The sequence below is a fragment of the Nonomuraea sp. B12E4 genome (assembly GCF_039871825.1).
Classification (GTDB): domain Bacteria; phylum Actinomycetota; class Actinomycetes; order Streptosporangiales; family Streptosporangiaceae; genus Nonomuraea.
Genome location: NZ_JBDPME010000021.1, coordinates 113,699 through 131,390 on the forward strand (window position 1 = coordinate 113,699; position 17,692 = coordinate 131,390).

At 70.3% G+C, this 17,692-nt stretch carries 18 protein-coding genes and 1 pseudogene; 7 read left to right on the top strand and 12 right to left on the bottom strand.

Annotation, left to right across the window (positions count from 1 at the left end):
• The first annotated feature begins 130 nt into the window (after positions 1-130).
• Positions 131-1,357, top strand: a complete 1,227-nt coding sequence (locus tag ABGB18_RS35390; RefSeq protein ID WP_347700015.1) for an MFS transporter — start codon at positions 131-133, stop codon at positions 1,355-1,357.
• A gap of 37 nt (positions 1,358-1,394) precedes the next feature.
• Here the strand turns inward: ABGB18_RS35390 and cpt are convergent, their stop codons facing one another.
• From cpt to ABGB18_RS35415, 5 genes are all read right to left on the bottom strand, one after another.
• On the bottom strand, positions 1,395-1,925 hold the full coding sequence (cpt, locus tag ABGB18_RS35395; RefSeq protein WP_347700070.1) for a chloramphenicol phosphotransferase CPT: 531 nt from the start codon (positions 1,923-1,925) through the stop codon (positions 1,395-1,397).
• A 322-nt stretch (positions 1,926-2,247) separates the two neighbouring features.
• Positions 2,248-2,817 (bottom strand): isochorismatase family cysteine hydrolase, encoded by a 570-nt coding sequence (locus ABGB18_RS35400; protein WP_347700016.1) that lies wholly within the window; start codon positions 2,815-2,817, stop codon positions 2,248-2,250.
• Entirely contained in the window at positions 2,793-4,535 is a 1,743-nt protein-coding gene (locus ABGB18_RS35405; protein ID WP_347700017.1) for an MFS transporter, read from the bottom strand. The genes ABGB18_RS35400 and ABGB18_RS35405 overlap by 25 nt, the downstream gene beginning before the upstream one ends.
• A gap of 34 nt (positions 4,536-4,569) precedes the next feature.
• The gene (locus ABGB18_RS35410; RefSeq protein ID WP_347700018.1) at positions 4,570-5,055 is read right to left on the bottom strand and encodes a MarR family transcriptional regulator; all 486 of its coding nucleotides are present in this window, start codon (positions 5,053-5,055) and stop codon (positions 4,570-4,572) included.
• Between the two features lie 89 nt (positions 5,056-5,144).
• On the bottom strand, positions 5,145-6,092 hold the full coding sequence (locus ABGB18_RS35415) for a hypothetical protein (RefSeq protein ID WP_347700019.1): 948 nt from the start codon (positions 6,090-6,092) through the stop codon (positions 5,145-5,147).
• 281 nt (positions 6,093-6,373) lie between these two features.
• On the opposite strand from ABGB18_RS35415, the gene ABGB18_RS35420 reads away from it, so the two are divergent.
• Entirely contained in the window at positions 6,374-8,620 is a 2,247-nt protein-coding gene (locus ABGB18_RS35420; protein WP_347700020.1) for a penicillin acylase family protein, read from the top strand.
• Between the two features lie 51 nt (positions 8,621-8,671).
• Here ABGB18_RS35420 and ABGB18_RS35425 read toward each other — a convergent pair whose 3' ends face one another.
• Entirely contained in the window at positions 8,672-9,313 is a 642-nt protein-coding gene (locus ABGB18_RS35425; RefSeq protein WP_347700021.1) for a class I SAM-dependent methyltransferase, read from the bottom strand.
• A 537-nt stretch (positions 9,314-9,850) separates the two neighbouring features.
• Between ABGB18_RS35425 and ABGB18_RS35430 the strand changes: the two genes are divergently transcribed.
• Entirely contained in the window at positions 9,851-10,102 is a 252-nt protein-coding gene (locus tag ABGB18_RS35430) for a hypothetical protein (protein ID WP_347700022.1), read from the top strand.
• A 159-nt stretch (positions 10,103-10,261) separates the two neighbouring features.
• Here the strand turns inward: ABGB18_RS35430 and ABGB18_RS35435 are convergent, their stop codons facing one another.
• The 3 genes from ABGB18_RS35435 to ABGB18_RS35445 all read right to left on the bottom strand — a co-directional run bounded on the left by ABGB18_RS35435 (position 10,262) and on the right by ABGB18_RS35445 (position 12,324).
• Complete coding sequence (locus ABGB18_RS35435; protein ID WP_347700023.1) at positions 10,262-11,128, bottom strand: PhzF family phenazine biosynthesis protein; 867 nt, start codon at positions 11,126-11,128, stop codon at positions 10,262-10,264.
• Entirely contained in the window at positions 11,125-11,733 is a 609-nt protein-coding gene (locus ABGB18_RS35440) for a carboxymuconolactone decarboxylase family protein (protein ID WP_347700024.1), read from the bottom strand. Before ABGB18_RS35440 ends, ABGB18_RS35435 begins: the two co-directional genes overlap by 4 nt.
• 72 nt (positions 11,734-11,805) lie before the next feature.
• Positions 11,806-12,324: an MBL fold metallo-hydrolase gene (locus ABGB18_RS35445; protein WP_347700025.1), complete on the bottom strand. Its 519-nt coding sequence runs from the start codon at positions 12,322-12,324 to the stop codon at positions 11,806-11,808.
• 469 nt (positions 12,325-12,793) lie between these two features.
• Here ABGB18_RS35445 and ABGB18_RS35450 point away from each other — a divergent pair, with 469 nt between their 5' ends.
• A complete protein-coding gene (locus ABGB18_RS35450; RefSeq protein WP_347700026.1) occupies positions 12,794-13,081 on the top strand; it encodes a helix-turn-helix domain-containing protein in 288 nt (95 codons plus the stop codon).
• A 56-nt stretch (positions 13,082-13,137) separates the two neighbouring features.
• Here ABGB18_RS35450 and ABGB18_RS35455 read toward each other — a convergent pair.
• Together ABGB18_RS35455 and ABGB18_RS35460 are read right to left on the bottom strand one after the other, a co-directional pair.
• A pseudogene (locus ABGB18_RS35455) lies at positions 13,138-13,359 on the bottom strand (carboxymuconolactone decarboxylase family protein); the annotation flags it as partial.
• 15 nt (positions 13,360-13,374) lie between these two features.
• Complete coding sequence (locus ABGB18_RS35460) at positions 13,375-14,328, bottom strand: LysR family transcriptional regulator (RefSeq protein ID WP_347700027.1); 954 nt, start codon at positions 14,326-14,328, stop codon at positions 13,375-13,377.
• A gap of 73 nt (positions 14,329-14,401) precedes the next feature.
• Here ABGB18_RS35460 and ABGB18_RS35465 point away from each other — a divergent pair, with 73 nt between their 5' ends.
• The 3 genes from ABGB18_RS35465 to ABGB18_RS35475 all read left to right on the top strand — a co-directional run bounded on the left by ABGB18_RS35465 (position 14,402) and on the right by ABGB18_RS35475 (position 17,037).
• Positions 14,402-15,319, top strand: a complete 918-nt coding sequence (locus tag ABGB18_RS35465) for a DMT family transporter (protein WP_347700028.1) — start codon at positions 14,402-14,404, stop codon at positions 15,317-15,319.
• A gap of 244 nt (positions 15,320-15,563) precedes the next feature.
• Positions 15,564-16,394, top strand: a complete 831-nt coding sequence (gene nadE, locus ABGB18_RS35470; protein WP_347700029.1) for an ammonia-dependent NAD(+) synthetase — start codon at positions 15,564-15,566, stop codon at positions 16,392-16,394.
• Positions 16,395-16,476: 82 nt separating this feature from the next.
• A complete protein-coding gene (locus ABGB18_RS35475; protein ID WP_347700030.1) occupies positions 16,477-17,037 on the top strand; it encodes a GNAT family N-acetyltransferase in 561 nt (186 codons plus the stop codon).
• Positions 17,038-17,048: 11 nt separating this feature from the next.
• Here the strand turns inward: ABGB18_RS35475 and ABGB18_RS35480 are convergent, their stop codons facing one another.
• Positions 17,049-17,690 carry a GNAT family N-acetyltransferase gene (locus ABGB18_RS35480; protein WP_347700031.1) on the bottom strand — a complete coding sequence of 214 codons (642 nt, stop codon included), beginning with the start codon at positions 17,688-17,690 and terminating at the stop codon, positions 17,049-17,051.
• Positions 17,691-17,692: the final 2 nt, after the last annotated feature.

Here is a 17,692-nt window from a genome sequence, read left to right on the forward strand (position 1 = left end):
CCACCGCTCTCCGGCCGCAGTTCCTCCCGCTCGCCGGACGCGACCGAATTCCCGGGCAGAGGCACGGGGAGTCATTCCTCAGGGCCCCGGATGATGATCGAATGTCAGGCGGCGGGGCATCGGAAGAAGCGTGAACTCGGGGGTGGCCATGACGGCGATGTCATTAGGGCCGGCGTACAACCGTCTGTGGTTGGCGACGGCGCTGTCCAATCTCGGGGACGGGATCCGGGCGGCGGCACTGCCCATGCTGGCGACCTCCATCACCTCGGACCCGGTCCTGGTCAGTGGGGTGATCGTCGCCGGGCAGAGTCCGTGGTTGCTGTTCGGACTGTTCGCGGGGGCCGTCGTCGACCGGCACGACCAGCGCCGGCTGACGATCGTCGTCGACGTGGCACGCGTCCTGCTGCTGCTCGTCCTGATCGCCGGCCTCGCTCTCGACGTGGCCGGCATCGCCCTGGTGTACGCGGTGGCGTTCGCGTGCGGTGTCGGCGAGACCCTGCGCGACAGTGCGACGGCCACCCTCCTTCCGCCCCTGGTCAGCGAGGCCGACCTGGATCGGGCCAACGGCGGGCTGGTCAACGCCGAGGTCGCGGGCAACGAGTTGGTGGGACCGCAGATCGGCACGTTCCTGTTCGGCGTGGCGATGGTGCTGCCGTTCGCGGTCAACGGCGGCACGCTGGCGGTGGCGGCGGCCCTGATCTTCAGCCTGCCGAACGTGTTCGCGCCGAAGGCCCCTCCCAGCGGCGGCAAGCGGCAGATCTGGGCCGACACGCGCGCGGGCCTGCGGTGGCTGGTACGTCATCGGCGGTTGCGTGCCCTGGCCGCCCTCGGTGGCACGTTCGCCCTGGTGGACAGCGCCTGGTTCGCCATTCTCGTGCTCTACGTCGACGAGGTGCTCGGGCTGCCCTACTGGGCCTACGGCACGTTGCTGACGGCCGGCTCCGTCGGCGGTCTGGCCGGCGGCTTCTTCGCCGCGCGCGTCACCCGCCTGGTCGGCTCCACGGCGGTGCTGGCCGGCTGTCTGGTGAGTGCCGCGGCGGGGCAACTGATGCTGGCGCTCACGACCTCGGTCCCCGTCGCGGCCGCCGGCTTGGTGATCACGAGCGGCGCGTTCGGGGTGTGGGCGGTCGCGGCCCGGACGCTCCGCCAGCGGCTCACCCCGCCGGAGCTGCTGGGCCGGGTCAGCAGCGCGTGGCTGACCATCGTGATGGGCGCGGTGCCCCTGGGGGCGGGCATCGGCGGGTTGGTCGGACGCGGCTGGGGGGTGACCGCGCCCATCCTCGTCGGGGTGCCCGTACTCGCGATGTGCGCGCTTGTCTGCTTCCGCACGTTCCGCGGGCACGACGACCCGGCGTGACAGCACGACCGTGACGTGGCTGCCGGGCCGCCGGTCATCACTTGAGCTGGGCGGCGATGGCCCGCGCGCACTCGATGGCCTCGGCGTGCGTCGTGTCCACCTCCAGGTCGTAGTGCACGCCCCGGTGGACCACGTCCGCCTGGGACTCGGCCATCCCGGCCACCCGGTCGCCCCGTGCGGTCTCGCGGCCCGCGGCGACCGCGCCCTCGCAGTGGACGCCGACCCACACGACGTTCAGCCCGTCCAGGGCCCGCTCCCAGCGTTGCTGGGACGACGCCCCGCCGAGGAAGACCTCGTCCACGATGATCCGGGCGCCCGCGCGGGCCATCGCGGCGACCCCTTCGGTCCACGCCCTGTCCAGGGTCATGAACTCCGGCCCGACGATCACCTCGCCGTTCGGGCCGAAGGTGATCCCGGTGTCCGAACTCCGCATCGCCGCGGGCATCGCCTCGACCATGGTGTCCACTCCCAGGGTCAACCACGGATCGGGCAGGATCGCCTGCAGGCATCGCGCGATCCCGGACTTCCCCGAGCTGGAACCACCATTGAGCACGATCAGCCGAGTCATCACCGCGCCACACTACGGGCACCACGGCGACGACCGGAAACGGATATCCGCGGACGCATCCCGCCTACCGCGGTCGCATCAGGTCGAGGTCCTCTCCCCACGCGTCGGGCCTCGTCGGCCTCCAGCCGTGCCTTGGCGGCCACCATCTGGGCGATGCCTCCGTCGAGCCGGTCGGCCCCGCGGCCGTGCCCGCTCGCGCCGGATGCGGCCGCGAGCGGGCACGACCAGGCCGTCAGGCCCAGGTCGTCGCGAAGGTGGTCCTGCCGTGTGGCAGAGCCGGCCAGGTCGTGGGGCCCGGGTCGTGGCGGAGGCGGCCGGGGCGTCAGGCTGTGACGGACTTGGTCCAGGCGTCGATCGTGACGACGTCCGCCTGCCGCGGAAACACCTTCTCCATGAGCACCCGGTGCACCTCGGCGTCACCGTCCAGGCAGCCGTCCGCCAGCACCGTCAGGCCGAAGTCGAGGTCGGCGGCCTGCCGCAGGGTGGACAGCACGACACCGCTGGTCGCGATCCCGGTCAGCACCAGCGAGTCGATCTCGGCGGCACGCAGCACCATGTCGAGGTCGCTGCCCGCGAAGGCGCTGACGCGCTTCTTCGTGACGATCAGGTCGTCGGGGCCCGGTGCCACGTCGGGGTGTACCTCGGTGGCCCGGTCGTCGGCGAACCCGCCACCGGCCGAGGCGCTGGCCGCGATCTGGCCGAACGCCTTGTTGCGCGGGCTGATCTCCGGATATCCCTTGCGGAAGCCGACGACCACGTAGATCACCGGGATCCCCGCGCCGCGGGCCGCGTCGATCGCCCGGCTCAGCCTCGGCAGGTAGTCAGGGTCGTCGCCGAACCGCTCGACGATGACCCGCTGCACGTCCATCACGAGGAGGGCGCTTTTCGCCATTCTTGCTTTCCTTTCGAGGTGGGGAGGGGCGGCTCGCCCGCCCGCTGGTGCCGGCCCCGCAGCGCCGAGGCCAGCGCGGAGACCAGGGCCATGCCCGCGGCCACGCTGAAGACGATCACCAGCCCGTGGTGGAACGGGCCGGAGACCAGGTTGGGGAAGAAGCCGAAGCCGGTCAGCGTGTCGCGCTGCGCCGCCGACAACCGGTCCAGCGTCGGGCCGCCGAGCAGGTGCTCGATGGGGTTGTTACCGAGGAATGTGGCGAACAGCGTGCTCACCGGTGGCAGCGAGGCGAGCTGCCGCGCGGTGTCCGCCGGCACGCCGTTCGCCTGGAGTCCGGTGCTCAGCGTCGGCGGCAGCGACGACGCGAGTCCGGAGATCATCAGGGAGAAGAACACGCCGATGGACAGGGCCGTACCGGAGTTCTGGAAGGTGGAGCGCATGCCCGAGGCCGCCCCACGGTATCGCGCCGGCACGCTGCCCATGATCGACGAGGTGTTGGGCGAGGAGAACATCCCCTGCCCGAGACCGCTGAACAGCAGCAACAGCGCGAACACCGGGTAGGAGAAGTTCACCGGCAGCAGGAGCAGGCCGACGAACGCCCCCGCCATCACGACCAGCCCGGAGGTGGAGAACAGCCGGGCGCCGAACCGGTCGGACATGTACCCGGAGACCGGCCCGGCGACGAGGAACCCGAGGGTCAGCGGCAGCATGTAGATGCCGGCCCACAGGGGCGTGTCCTCGAAGTCGTAGCCGTGCAGGGGCAGCCAGACGCCCTGCAACCAGATGATCAGCATGAACTGCAGGCCGCCACGCGCGATCGCGGTCAGCAGGGCCGCGATGTTGCCGGCCGCGAACGCCTGGATCCGGAAGAGCGAGAGCCGGAACATCGGCTCCTTGACCCTGGTCTCGATCAGGCAGAACAGCACCAGCAGGACGACGCCGCCGATGAGCCCGCCGAGCACCATGGGGTTGCCCCAGCCGGTGGCGCTGCCACCGTGGGGCTGGATGCCGTGCGTGATGCCCGCCAGCAGGATGCCGGCGCCGGCCGCGAACGTGAGGTTGCCCAGCCAGTCGATCTTGCCGCGCCCGCCGGACGCGGTCTCCCGCAGGCTGCGATAGGACCAGATCGTGCCCGCCACGCTGATCGGCACGCTCACCCAGAAGACCGCGCGCCAGTCGATGACGGCCAGCAGGCCGCCCGCGAGCAGGCCGAGGAACTGCCCGGCGAGCGCGGTGATCTGGTTGATGCCGAGTGCCATGCCGCGCTGGCGGACCGGGAACGCGTCGGTGAGGATGGCGGCCGAGTTGGCGGTGAGCATGGAGCCGCCGAACGCCTGGACGATCCGCCACAGGATCAGCCAGAGCGCTCCCCCACCGCCGCTGAACGGGTCGAGCGACAGCGCGACCGACGCGCAGGCGAAGATGAGGAAGCCCAGGTTGTAGATCCTGACCCGGCCGAACATGTCGCCGAGCCGGCCGAGGACGACGACGAGCACGGCCGAGACCAGCAGGTAGCCGAGGATCATCCAGAGCAGGTAGCCGATGTTGCCGGGCGCGAGCGGGTCGAGCCCGATGCCGCGGAAGATGGCGGGCAGCGAGATGATCACGATGGAGGCGTCCATCGTGGCGATCAGCACGCCGAGGGTGGTGTTGGACAGCGCGATCCACTTGTAGTGCGGACCGACGGGGGTGTTCTTCATGCGCTCGGCGCGGGTCACCCGGTGACCTCCGCCTCGCGGCCGGCGGGGCGGTTCACAGCCGGTCCGCCAGCCGGTCGAGCAGGGGCATGACGGAGGCCAGCGTACGCCGCTCCGCGGGGGTGAACTCCTGGTCGAGCACGTCGGCGAGGCGCCGGGCCGACTCCGACCGGCGTTCGAGCACGACCTGGCGGCCTTCCTCGGTGATCGTCATGACGACCCGGCGGCCGTCGGCCGCGTCCTGGCCGCGCCGGACGAGCCCGCGTTCCTCCAGCGCGGCGAGGGTGGCTCCCATGGCCTGTGGCCGTACGCGCTCCATCTCGGCCAGCGATCCCGGCGAGTCGGGGCCGTCGTTGGCGAGCCGGGCGAGCACCGATGTGCCCGAGACCGTCACATCGCCGACGGCGTGCGTCTGCCGCAACCGCCGCGCGATGCGGGCGACGGCGAGCCGCAGGGCGGAGCCGAGCCGGGCCGGGTCGCCGGGAAGGCCAGGGGGTCCCTGTACGGGGACGCCCCTGGACGTTTCAACCGGTTTGTCCACTTGCATGGATAGTAACAATAGACTTATTAGTTGACCTAACTAACGACCGGGGGTCCCCTGCGCGGCGTCCGCCGCTGGCAGGCGGCGTGTCAGCGGGTCTTCGACAGGCTGCCGACGCTGAGCAGGAAGCTCCCGCCGCGTTCGTCGGCACCGGCCATCACGGTCGCCTGGCGCCGGCCGTCGTTGGCGATCGCCCAGAACGTGAGCGTCGCGGTGCCCTGCGCGGTCCGGCAGGTCTGGACGGGCGGGTCGAGCTCGGCGGTGTTGCCGCGGGCGGTCAGCGTCCAGGCGCAGCCGTTCTCGGTCCGAGCCGTCACGGTGTCGCCGCGGCCGCTCGTGAACGTGACGAGGCCCTGCTGCGGAGTCTGGACGGACCGGACCTGGCCGTCCGGGTCGGTGTAGCGGGTGGTGAGCACGTTCACGCGGGACTGCGGGTCGGACGCGTCGTAGCGCCAGGTTCCGGGGAAGACCTTGCGTGCCTGGGCTCCGGCGCCGGCCGTCACCTTGGTGCGACTGCCCCTGTCGAGGCGGAACTCGTACTCGCCGGTCGGCTGGTGGCTGATGGCCACGATGCTCTCCCGCTCGCGATTCCCGGACACGGTGACCGACCATTTCGTGATGGTGTACGCCGAGCCGATGACGTGGTTGAAGCAGTACTGGTCCGGCGAGTCCAGCTCCAGCGAGGTGGCGCGCACCGCGAACGTCCATGTACAACCCTGGTCCGTGTGCCCCACGATCCGCCCGCCGGCCGCCCTGGAGAACACGATGGTGCCGATCTGCGGAACGTGGAGCTCCGGGCCGGGAGTACAGCTCGACCCGAGCTCGGGGCACCTGATGACCGCCACGTTCCGCATGCTCGCGCGTTCGGGCTGGTCGTAGTTCCACGTGCCCAGGTACTCGTGCCCGCCCGGCCCGCCGGCCCGCGCCATGGCGTGCCCCGGCCCGGCCAGGCCGAGGGCGATCCAGGCCACCAGGCCCAGGGAGAGAATGACGATCAGTGGCGCTCGGCGCCGGGTCAGGGCATGCGTGTCCAGCATGGAAGGCCTCCTGTACGGGGTGTCGCGATCACCAGCACAGTACGAACGGGCCGGACGTCCGCACATCCACGCCATGTCCCATTTCAGGGCTACATCCCGCGTCGTAGATCGGCCGATCCTCGCCCCGGCGCGGTAGAGACGGCCTACCCCGGGCGACGACCCGGCCGCCAAGGTCCGCTGATCTCTATTGCCGCGAACCAGAGCGAGTGATACTCCTTTTGTAACAAGTTGATCAGTAAGCGACTTTCGTCCCTTTTACCCCCAGAAGGGCGGATCACCTCATGAACCACGCGTACAACGCGCAGAACTTAGGGCTGAGCAGGCGCCACGTCCTGGGCGGAGCGGCCGGGCTGGCCGCCGCCGTCGCCGTGGGGCTGCCGCCCGGCACCGCGACCGCCGCCACCGTACAGACCGAGCCCGATCTCGTTCGCTGGCGCAAGCAGGCGGCACACGTGACGATCACCCGCGACGACTGGGGCATTCCCCACGTGGTGGGCGAGACCGACGCCGACGCGGTCTTCGGGATGATCTACGCCCAGGCCGAGGACGACTTCAACCGGATCGAGAACAACTACCTGGTCGCCCTCGGCCGCCTCGCCGAGGCCGACGGCGAGACCGCGATCTGGCAGGACCTGCGCCAGCGGCTGTTCATCGACCCCGAGGAGCTGAAGCGCGACTACGCGAAGTGCCCGGGCTGGCTGCGCAAGCTCATGCAGGCGTGGGCGGACGGCCTGAACTACTACCTGGCGACGCACCCCGACGTGCGCCCGCGCGTGCTCAGGCGCTTCGAGCCGTGGATGCCCCTGAGCTTCTCCGAGGGCAGCATCGGCGGCGACATCGAACGGGTGCCGCTCAGCCAGCTCGAATCCTTCTACGGCGACCGTACGGTGGCCATGAGCGACGAGGAGGTGGCGCGGCTGTCCGAGGAGCCCAAGGGCTCCAACGGCATGGCGATCGCGCCGAGCCACACGAAGAACGGCCACGCGCTGCTGCTGATCAACCCGCACACCAGCTTCTTCTTCCGCTCCGAGCAGCACGTGACCAGCGAGGAAGGGCTCAACGTCTACGGCGCGGCCACCTGGGGCCAGTTCTTCATCTACCAGGGCTTCAACGCGAACACGGGCTGGATGCACACCTCCAGCGGCGTCGACAACGTCGACGAGTTCTCCGAGACGATCGTGACCGGGGCGAACGGCAGGCGCTTCTACCGCTACGGCGACAAGCTGCGGCCGGTGACGACCAAGCGGATCACGCTGTCCTACCGGACCGCTGACGGCGGCCGGGCGAAGCGCACCTTCAACACCTTCGCCACCCACCACGGCCCGATCGTGCGCGAGGCGGACGGCAGGTGGATCGCGTTCGCGCTGATGAACAAGCCCGTCGAGGCGCTGCAGCAGAGCTACCTGCGGACCAAGACGCGCGACTACGACGGATACCTGAAGGTGGCCGCGTTCAAGGCCAACAGCTCGAACAACACGCTGTTCGCCGACTCGAAGGGCGACATCGCCTTCCTGGTGCCGCAGTTCATGCCGGTCCGCGACAATCGCTTCGACTACCGCAGGCCCGTCGACGGCAGCGACCCGGCGACCGACTGGCGCGGGCTGCACAGCCTCGCCAGCCTGCCGCAGGTGGTGAACCCGGACAACGGCTGGACGTTCAACACCAACAACTGGCCCTGGACCGCGGCCGGCGCGGACAGCCCCAAGGCCGGCGACTATCCACGCTATTTCGACCAGGCCGGGGAGAACCCGCGCGGGCCGCAGGCGATCCGGGTGCTGAGCGCGCGGCGCGACTTCACCCCGGAGACGCTGATCGCGGCCGCCTTCGATCCCTTCCTCACCGCCTTCGAACGGCTCCTGCCCGGGCTGGTCGCGTCGTGGGACGACCTGCCCGCCGACGACGCGCGCAAGGAACGGCTCAGCGACCCGATCGGCCTGCTGCGCGGCTGGGACTGTCGCTGGAGCGCGGATTCGAAGGCGACGTCGCTGGCCGTGTTCTGGGGCGAGGCGTTGTGGACGGCCACGGCCCCGGCGGCGAGCGCGGCGGGCCTGTCGACGTGGGACTACATGGCCGAGCGCGCCACCGACGCGCAGCGGCTCACGGCGCTCGTGGAGGCGACGGACCGGCTGACGCGGGATTTCGGCGGCTGGGAGGTGCCCTGGGGCGAGATCAACCGTTTCCAGCGCAACGACGGCGCGATCGTCCAGCAGTTCGACGACGCCAAGCCGAGCATCCCCGTGCCGTTCGCCTCCTCGCGCTGGGGCTCCCTCGCCTCGTTCGGGGCGCGGCAGTACCCGGGAACCAAGCGCTGGTACGGCACCAGCGGCAACAGTTTCGTGGCCGTCGTGGAGTTCGGGCCGAGGCTGCGCGCCTGGGCGGTGACGGCCGGGGGCGCCAGCGGGCATCCCGACTCACCGCACTTCAACGACCAGGCCGAACGGTACGCCAGCGGCGACCTCCGGCCCGTCTACTTCTACCCCGATGACCTCAAGGGCCACGTCGAGCGGAGCTACCGCCCGGGCACGTGATCGGTCGTCGAGCGGGGAGCGCGCCCGTGCCGGCGCGCTCCCCGCTCTCCGCTACCCGCGCATCAGCAGATGGCCCCGGCGGAACCGCTCTCCCTCCTGGGGCTCACGCAACATCCTGCCGACCTCGTCGAACCCGGCCGCGCGCACCAGCGCGCCCAACTCGTCGATCGGCCAGCGATAGGCGGGCGTCACCTTGTGGTCGAACTCCTGCACCGCCTCACCATCGGACTCGAAGAAGCCGAGCAGCAGGTGCCCGCCAGGGGCCAGCACCCGGCGGAACTCGGCGAAATACGGCGGCAGCTCCCGCGGCGGGACGTGAATGATCGAGTACCAGGACACGATGCCGCCCAGCTCGCCGTCGGCCAGGTCGAGGGCGTCCATCGAACCGACTTCGAACCGCAGATCGGGATAGGCCTCCCGGGCAAGGTCGATCATCACCGGCGACAGGTCGACGCCGAAGGTGTCCAGCCCGAGGTCTCGCAGAAGCGCGGTGGTCTGCCCGGGACCACAGCCGAGCTCGGCGACCGGTCCGGTGACGGCATCGGCGGCGCGTACGTAGTCGGCGAACGCGGCGAGGACCGCGCGGTCCAGCGGCAGGTCGTCGAACGAGTCCCGGGCGAAGTCGGCGTAGACGACGGCGATGGCGTCGTACGCTCCGGCGGTCACAGTGAGGTAGGAGGGCGATTCGGTCATAGCGGGGAATGCTAGTGGCAAGCCGCGGAGGTGCCTCATCGCGACGGTGGTGGGGGACGCGCGGGAGCGCCCACCTTCTCGCCCAGGACAATGATCTTCGTGTCCGGCGGGAGTCAACCGGTCGGATTGCTCAAAACGGGGAACGATCAGCGGTAAGTGATCGGCGACTCGCAATGGGTTCATGATCTCGGGGGGCCGAAGATGTGTGACTATCCACCGTCCGCGTTCATCCGCAGGGCACCGTGCCGGCCGAGGCGCGCCCGGGGGCCGCTTTGTGTCGCACTCGGATTCGCTGTCGCCGTGGGGTTCAGTGGGGGGCTCGGCTATTCCGTGGGCCATGCCGTCCAAGGCGATCGCTCAATCCCTGCCCGGGCGGCAGTGGCCGGGCCGGGTTACAGTGGGCAGCCCGTCGTCGCGGTGACGAGCCCTGTGCCACGGGTTTCGTCCACTCCTGCGCCGGTTCGGAAATCCGTCGCCGGGCCGAAAGCCGCACCGGCACGGCAACCGAAGCGGCCCAGGGGCCACGAGGACAGTCGTGTGCGGCACATCACCGTACCGGAGCCCGTGGTCCGCGAGAACAGACGCACGCGACCCATCACGGTGCCGAAGCACGTGGTCCACGAGAACAGGGCCGCGCGGTACGTCACCGTGCGTAAGCCCGTGGTCGTCAAGAAACGCGTGCGCGTCGAGCGGCCGCGGCGCCTCGGCATCGGCGAGGTGCGGGAACGCATCCGCAGGAACATCTACGCGGAGGTGCTGAAACACCTGCGCGACTTGCCCGGCGATTAGGCCGTGTTTCGCGCGGCCGAGGCGGCGGGCGCAACCATCGTGTGCCCCGACCTCACCGACAGCGCCGCCCTGATCGGGGCGATCACTCACTGACGAGCGCGTGACCACGACATGGGCCTCCCCGATGGGCCGCGGCCGCGTGAAGCGCGCCCCGGCTGGTTACGGCAGGCGAAGGACGCGCGCGATTCGTGCGGCGCCGCCCACGCGGACGAGGCCACTCGGAGTGCCTGGCTGTGCCGCGGCGGTGATCGTGGAGGGGTGGTCGAGAGAGTCGCCCATGTCCACGGTGATGCCGGTGACGCCCTGATCGGCCAGGTGGGCGGCGAGGCAGGCGGTGCTGTTGGCGTTGGCGACGTCCTCGGGGACGCCGATCGACGGGGCGAACATGCGAGCCGCGGCCCGGCCGGAGCGCTCCGGGACGGAGTAAACGTAGCAGCCGAGGAGGCCGAGGCTGTCGCAGGCGGCGCGGAGCCGGTCGAGGTTCGGAGCGAGCCCGGCCAGGACCGACCGGGTGGAGACGGGGACCAGCAACCGCGGCCGCCCTACCGCGGCGACCTGGATGCCGGGTACGGACAGGTCCGGGGTGATGCCGAGGGCGGGCAGGACGAGGTCACACTCGGTCGTGGTCGGCTCGCGCAGGACGACAGGACCGGTGTCGAAGGAGGCTGTGACGTGCTGCCCCTCCCATCCGGCCCAGCCGTCGAGGACACCCCCCAGGGTGTGCAGCGTTGTCCGATGCTCGCCGCTCCCGGCGCGATCCGCGAGGAAGGCCAGGGCCGCGACCGTCCCGTGACCGCATGCGGGCAGTTCCTCCTCGGCAGTGAAGAAGCGGACAGCAGCCACGGGGCCGCCGGACTCTTCGTGTACGGAGACGAAGACCGCGTGCGAGGTTCCCGTCAGGACCGGCACGCGGTGGCGCTCGCCGTCAGTCATCGACGTCTCCTCCACCACCGCGGTCGCGCTGCCACCTTGGCCGTCCCGCAGGCAGGCGTGGACGATCGTGACCTGCGGGCCGTCCGCGCTCATCGGATGTCCTCGCCGCCGGTCGGCTCGGACCCGGACAGCTGAGGCGGATCCGGTGGTCCGGGGAACGCCAGGCCCCAGGGCTCCTCCTCCAGCAGGAGTCCGTTCGCCAGATAGCTGATGGTCCGGTACCAGCCGGCCAGGACGAGGAATTCGAGCAGCTGCTCGTCCTGGTAGTGGACGCGCAGAGCGTCCCAGGCGGGCTGCGACAGGTGCGCAGTCTCGTGCAGCTCGTCGACCGCGGTCAGCAGTGCCGCATGGCGGGGTGACCAGGAGCCGTCCACGCCCGGGGCGGCGGCGGCCCGAAGTTGCGAAGGTGTGAGCCCGGCCTGCTGGGCAAGGGCCGCGGCGTGGACGCCCCACTCGTAGCCACAGCCGGCGCGGGCGGTCGCCCGGGCGATGACGATCTCCCGGTCGATGGCGGGCAGGAGCCCGTGGCCCAGCAGCCCGGCACCGAGTGCGAACATCCGCGAGGCCAGCTCCGGGTTGCGGTGCAGCACCCGGAACAACGTGAGGGGCTCGTGCTGCGCGCCGGGTGGCATCCAGCGACGAAGCGCCTGCTCGACAGAGGGGGAATAGGGCGGGTTGAGCGGTTCGATGCGAGGCATTGAGCACTCCTTCTTCGATTCTTCGATTGCCGAATGGAAGCGCGCGGCCCGCGTCATGCCAGCCTTTGCGCGTCATGCCAGCCTTTGCGCGTTGAGCCAGACGGTCCCGGGGTTGAGCCGGTCCGGGTTGTGCCGGGTCATCTCATCGAAGAACGTATGAGGTGTGGGCTTTTCGGCGAGTACGCGGCGCGCCGTGCGCAAGTATTCGGCGGTCTCGTCGAGGATGGCCGGATCGTCGGTGCGGGTGGGGTCCTTGTGCCCGGCTATCACGGCAGAGGGCTGCAACGCCCGTACGGTGTCGATGGCGCGGAGCCAGGCGTCGATGCCGCCGTCGAGACCGCCGTCGGCGAGGTACTGGTGCACGTTGTTGTAGGCGACGTCGCCGGCGATGACCAGTCCGAGCGCCGGCACGTGCAGCACCGTGGAGTCGTCGCAATCGCTGTGCCCGACCTCGATCGGTCGCAGCTGGTGCCCTTCCAGGGTGAGGCCCCCGGCCGGGAGCAGTTCGGCGGATACCTGGACGTCGGGAATCTGCCCCGGGAACAGATTGGTCCAGAACGTCTTTCGCCGGCCGGACGTCGAGTCGTGCATGAGCCGGATGGTGCCCTCGGTGGCGTGAACCACTGCCTGGGGAACCGTTCGACCAGCAGCGGCGCCCCGAACCAGTGATCGCCATGGCCGTGGGTGATGTAGATGTGGGTCAGTCGCTTGCCTGAGCGTGCAACCCAGTCGCCGACCCGGCGGGTCTGTTCGACCGTGAACGGTGGGTCGACCAGAACCGCGTCGGTGGCACCGGAGATGAGGGTCGTCGAAATCGGCGACCACTGCTGCGGCGCGCCTGTGGGCAAGGTGCCGCTGGTGGGAATCGGCTCGGACACGAACACCTCGAACGACAACGCTGTCGTGGTCGGCGGGGTCATACATCACTCCTTGAACAACCTTCTTGTATCTTTAACATAGAAGGTATCTTTATGAAGGCGCGAGAGAAGGGTGGGGAATGTCACATCGCCCACTGGACGTCGACCATCTCCGGCCGTACTGCCCCTACTACGCCGCGGCGATGGACACGATCGGCCGCCGCTGGGCCGCGACTGTGCTGCGTGCGCTGCTCGGCGGCGCCACCCGGTTCAGCGACATCGCGGCAGCCGTTCCCGACATGACCCACAAACTGCTGTCGCAACGGTTGAAGGACCTCGAAGGCGACGGGCTCGTCGAGCGCAGCGTGCAGCCCACCACTCCGGTGCGCATCGAGTACCGGCTGACCGAAAAAGGCACCGCGCTGGGCAGGGTTCTGCTAGACCTCAACCGGTGGGCGCTGGAATGGATCGACCTTCCCACCGAATCCTGACATTCCTTCACCTCAGTGGTCCGCCAGGCACGGCGGATGTCAAGCAGGCAAGTGCCTCAGCTTCGCAGGAGCGAGTGCGATGAATACCTGCCCCACGCACCTGCTCGTGTCGTACTGGAAGAGGTAGACGACCCGCCGAACCTGGTCACGGCGTCCGTCAGAGCCAGCGCGGCCTGCTCGCGCTCGGTGAACAGGTGTGGCGCCTCGTTCCAGCCGCCGACCACCGCCAAGCGCTGCGGCGTCTCACCGTGCTCGGCGGCCTCGGCGGAATGCACGTCGAGACAGAACGCCCCTCACGCCCTCCCCTCGCCCGCTGTGCGATCCGCTGGTTCCGTCACGTCCGCTGCGGCGCTGCGGATCGCCTCCAGTACGAGCCCGACCCGCGGCAGGCGGGCGTCGCCGGTCCAGGTGTAGGCCGTCACCGTGCGGTCGACGCGTTCCGCCAGCGGGTGCAGGCTGATCCCCTTGGTGTCGGCGGGCAGTGCCATGCGGGGGATGAGCGCCACCCCGGCCTCCGCGGCCACCAGCGCGCTCATCACGGAGAAGTCGTTGGCGGTCACGATCGGACGGGGCACGAAACCGGCGGCGCCACAGGCACGGCGGGTCATCTCGTGACAGGACGTCTCGGTACCCGGCATCAGCCAGTGCTCGTGCGCGAAGTCGGCCAGGTGCACCGACTGCCCGAGGCTCAGCCCGCGACGGAAGGCCAGGGCGATGGGCATGGCCAGCAACACAGGCTCGTCCATGAGGTGGTGCTGCCGGCACCCGGGTGGTAGTTCACGCGGCAGCAGGTTGTAGGCGTGGACGATCGCGATGTCGACCTCCCGGCGGCGCAGCGCCTCGGTCGCCGGCTCGGGCTCGCACTCGGTGATGCGCAGCTCCGGCGTGGGTGCGCGGTCAGCGGACATCCGGCGCCACAGGCGGGGCATCAGCACCCGGGCGGCCGAGGAGAACACCGCCAGCCGGACCAGGCCCTGGCCGCCCTCCCGGAACGCACGCAGGTCGGCTTCGACGGTGGCGATCTGCCCGAGGATGACCTCGGCGTGCTCGGCCAGCAGGCTGCCCGCCGGGGTGAGCCGCAACCGCCGCCCCTGTTTTTCCAGCAGTGGCAGCCCAGCCTCGCGCTCCAGCGCGGCCAGTTGCTGTGACACCGCCGGTCCGCTGAGGTGCCGGGCCTCGGCCGTCGCTGTCACAGTGCCGTAAATCTGCAGGTCACGCAGCAGACGCAGGCGACGGAGATCCAACACGTAAGCGCACCTTCTTGATTTAAGAGGAAACTGTAACTAGACCTTTCGGATTCTAGGCTGAATGCTGCGGGGAGTGAAGCAACCGATCTCGCTGCGCCTGACGGCCCTGGTCTCGACTGTCGTGCTCTGGGCGTCTGCCTTCCCTGCCATCCGGGTCGGCGTCGACGGCCTGGGCGTCGGCGGGCTGTCGTTCTGGCGGCTGGCCGTCGCCTCCGTCGCGCTGGCCGTGGTCAGCCCGATCCTGCGGGTCCGGCTGCCGGACCGGCGCGACCTTCCGCTGATCGCGCTGTGCGCATTCACCGGGATGAGCGCCTACCAGGTGCTGCTCAACTGGGGCGAGGTGCACGTCCCGGCCGGAACCGCCAGCCTGCTCATCGCCACCGCGCCGGTGTTCAGCGTGCTGCTGGCCTCGATCTTCCTCAGCGAACGCCTGTCGGCGACCATCGTGGCCGGCACCGTCACGGCCCTGGCCGGCGCGGCGCTCATCGCCTACGCCGGCGGCTCGGCGAAGGTCACCACCAGCGCGCTGGTGATCCTCGTGGCGGCTGTCGTCCAAGGCGTCTACCATTTCGCCACCAAGCCGCTACTGAAGCGGTACACCGGTCTGGAGGTCGCCTGTTACGCGATGTGGGCGGGCACGCTGTTTCTGGCCCCTGTGGCGCCCGGCGCCGTGCGCGACCTGCTCCAGGCTCCCACCGACGCCGCCGTGTCCACCCTCTACCTCGGCCTGCTGCCATCCGCGCTCGGCTTCGTCACCTGGGGATACGCGGTCGCCCGGTACACCATCGCGCAGTCCACGGCAGCCCTGTACCTGGTCCCGCCGCTCGCCATCGGGGTAGCGTTCGTGTGGCTGGGAGAGATACCGGGCCCGGTCGAACTCGCCGGCGGACTGATCAGCATGGCCGGCGTCATCCTGATCCACCGGCACACGGCACCTCCGGCCGCTGCACCAGAGCCACCCTCCCCTCTCCTCGACAAGGCCGAGAAGTAATCGGCGGCGTGCTCGCCGAGCAGCTCCAGGGCCCGCCATTCGCGCTCCGGCTGGTCATGGTCCGACGACTGATAGTGCTTGACCACCACGTCGGACCGCATCTCGATCGTGTGCTTTCCCACGGACCTCCGATCTCCGCCGAAGATCATGACCTTACAAGGCACGCGGCCGGCCGGAGGCCGTGATCAGGGCTTCGCTAGAGTGCTGCCATCCCCCACCCGCGGAGCCGACCCGAGGAGCCCCCGTGACCGACCTGGCGTCCACGTCCCTGCAGCAGGAGATCGCCCAGGATCTCCAGGTGAGCGCGTCCTTCGACGTACAGCAGGAGATCGAGCGCCGGGTGGCCTTCCTCACCGACCAGCTCACTTCCACGGGCATGCGCTCGCTGGTGCTGGGCATCAGCGGCGGCGTCGACTCCATGACCGCGGGCCGGTTGTGCCAGCTCGCGGTCGAGCGGGTCCGGGCCGCCGGGCGGGAGGCGACGTTCTTCGCGATGCGGCTGCCGTACGGCACCCAGTCGGACGAGCGGGACGCGCAGCTCGCGCTGGAGTTCATCCGGCCCGACCAGATCCTGACCGTCGACGTGCGGCCCGCCAGCGACGCCGCGCTGGAGGCGGTGCTGGCCGCCGGTGCGGCCTTCCGCGACGCGCACCACCAGGACTTCGTGCACGGCAACATCAAGGCCAGGCAGCGCATGATCGTCCAGTACGCGGTGGCGAACGCACACGCGGGCCTGGTGGTGGGCACCGACCACGCGGCCGAGGCGGTCTCCGGCTTCTTCACCAAGTACGGCGACGGCGCGGCCGACGTGGTCCCGCTCACCGGCCTCACCAAGCGGCGCGTACGGGCCGTCGCGCAGGCCCTGGACGCGCCGGCCGCGCTGGTTCGCAAGACCCCGACCGCGGACCTGGAGACGCTGAGCCCGGGCCGGCCCGACGAGGAGGCGCTCGGCGTCACCTACGACGACATCGACGACCTCCTGGAGGGCAGGCCGGTCGACGAGGCCGCCTTCGAGGCCATCGTCCGCCGCTACCGGCTCACCGAGCACAAGCGACAGCCGCCGATCGCCCCCTGAGCATTCCGCGTTTCACGTGGAACGCTGTTCCGGCCGCCGATTCCGCGTGGCCAGGCAGGAACGCCGCCTCCAGGACGGATCCATGACGCAGTTGCCCACACTGTCCGCGACGGAAATCGCCTCGGATCGGCTCCTGCTGCGCAAGGCGCTGGACATCGACCGCGAAGGGCTCATCGAGCTCGCCACCGACCCCGACGTCAGGGCATATCTCGGTGGCCCGAGGCCGCGCGGTGACGTCGAGCGGCACATTGACGCGGTCGGCGCCGCCGGCCTGACCTCCGCGCCCGGGAGTTTCGTCATCGCGGACCTCGCGACCAACCGGCTCGTCGGCCTGCTGGCCCTCGACCGGCGCTCAGCCGACCGGCCCGGTCACGTCACCGATGGCGGCGAGGAGCTGGAGCTGTCCTATGTGTTGCGGCGCGGCGCCTGGGGCACGGGGCTCGCGTTCGAGGCCGCGACCACCCTGTTGCGGGCCGCCGCCGGCGAGCTCCCCGACCAGCCGGTCGTGGTGATGACCCAGACGGCCAACCTGCGTTCGCTGAGGCTCGCCGCCCGTCTCGGATTCCGCCAGGTCAGCACATTCGAGGAGTTCGGCGCCCAGCAGGCTCTCGGCACCGCCGGCCTGCACTCGTTCGGCACCTGACGGCGAGCACCTCAGAGGCCGAACATCGGGCGGCAGGCCGTCATCCCGTCCACCCTTGCCGGGGGCCGGTTCTGCTCGTTCCACTTCTGCCTGGTGAGCCGTAGCCGGTCGGACACCATCGCCTCGTCGCCGCGGGCGTCGACCGAGATGCCGTCGTGCTCGTAGCCGAGCTTGCGGGACACTCCCTGGGAGGCGTGGTTGTCCTGGAACACCTCGGTACGGGCGGCACGCGCGCCGAGGTAGTCGAAGGCCAGGCTGAGCAGCCCGATCCGGGCCTCGGTCCCGTGGCCCTGGCCCTGGTGTTCGAGGCCCAGCCACGAGGACGTCGTGACCTCGCGTACGACCGGGAAATCGCGTGCCCGCAGGGTGACCATGCCCAGCGGCCGACCGGCGTGAAAGACCGCGAGCCCGAGTGTCCACGCCTCCACGCTCCACTCGGCCAGGTCGCTCCAGTGCCCCTGGAGCACGGCCCGGGCCCGGTCCCGGGGACCGCCGTCGGTCCACGGGGTCAGGAACGGGCGCTCGTCGGCCCGGTGCACGCCCTTGCCGGCGAGGGTCGCGAGCGCCGCCAGCTCGTCCTCGCGCGGCAGGCGAAGTTCGAGGCGTGGGGTGAAGACGGTCAGGCCGTACTGGGGCCACAGATCGCTCAGCACAC

What these genes read in the sequence shown, in the direction of transcription:
- ABGB18_RS35400 (WP_347700016.1), bottom strand. Translation starts at nt 2,817, where the DNA reads ATGGCGAAAAGCGCCCTCCTCGTGATGGACGTGCAGCGGGTCATCGTC.
- ABGB18_RS35425 (WP_347700021.1), bottom strand. Translation starts at nt 9,313, where the DNA reads ATGACCGAATCGCCCTCCTACCTCACTGTGACCGCCGGAGCGTACGAC.
- ABGB18_RS35420 (WP_347700020.1), top strand. Translation starts at nt 6,374, where the DNA reads ATGAACCACGCGTACAACGCGCAGAACTTAGGGCTGAGCAGGCGCCAC.
- ABGB18_RS35450 (WP_347700026.1), top strand. Translation starts at nt 12,794, where the DNA reads ATGGACACGATCGGCCGCCGCTGGGCCGCGACTGTGCTGCGTGCGCTG.
- ABGB18_RS35440 (WP_347700024.1), bottom strand. Translation starts at nt 11,733, where the DNA reads ATGCCTCGCATCGAACCGCTCAACCCGCCCTATTCCCCCTCTGTCGAG.
- cpt (WP_347700070.1), bottom strand. Translation starts at nt 1,925, where the DNA reads ATGACTCGGCTGATCGTGCTCAATGGTGGTTCCAGCTCGGGGAAGTCC.
- ABGB18_RS35415 (WP_347700019.1), bottom strand. Translation starts at nt 6,092, where the DNA reads ATGCTGGACACGCATGCCCTGACCCGGCGCCGAGCGCCACTGATCGTC.
- ABGB18_RS35435 (WP_347700023.1), bottom strand. Translation starts at nt 11,128, where the DNA reads ATGAGCGCGGACGGCCCGCAGGTCACGATCGTCCACGCCTGCCTGCGG.
- ABGB18_RS35475 (WP_347700030.1), top strand. Translation starts at nt 16,477, where the DNA reads ATGACGCAGTTGCCCACACTGTCCGCGACGGAAATCGCCTCGGATCGG.
- ABGB18_RS35445 (WP_347700025.1), bottom strand. Translation starts at nt 12,324, where the DNA reads ATGCACGACTCGACGTCCGGCCGGCGAAAGACGTTCTGGACCAATCTG.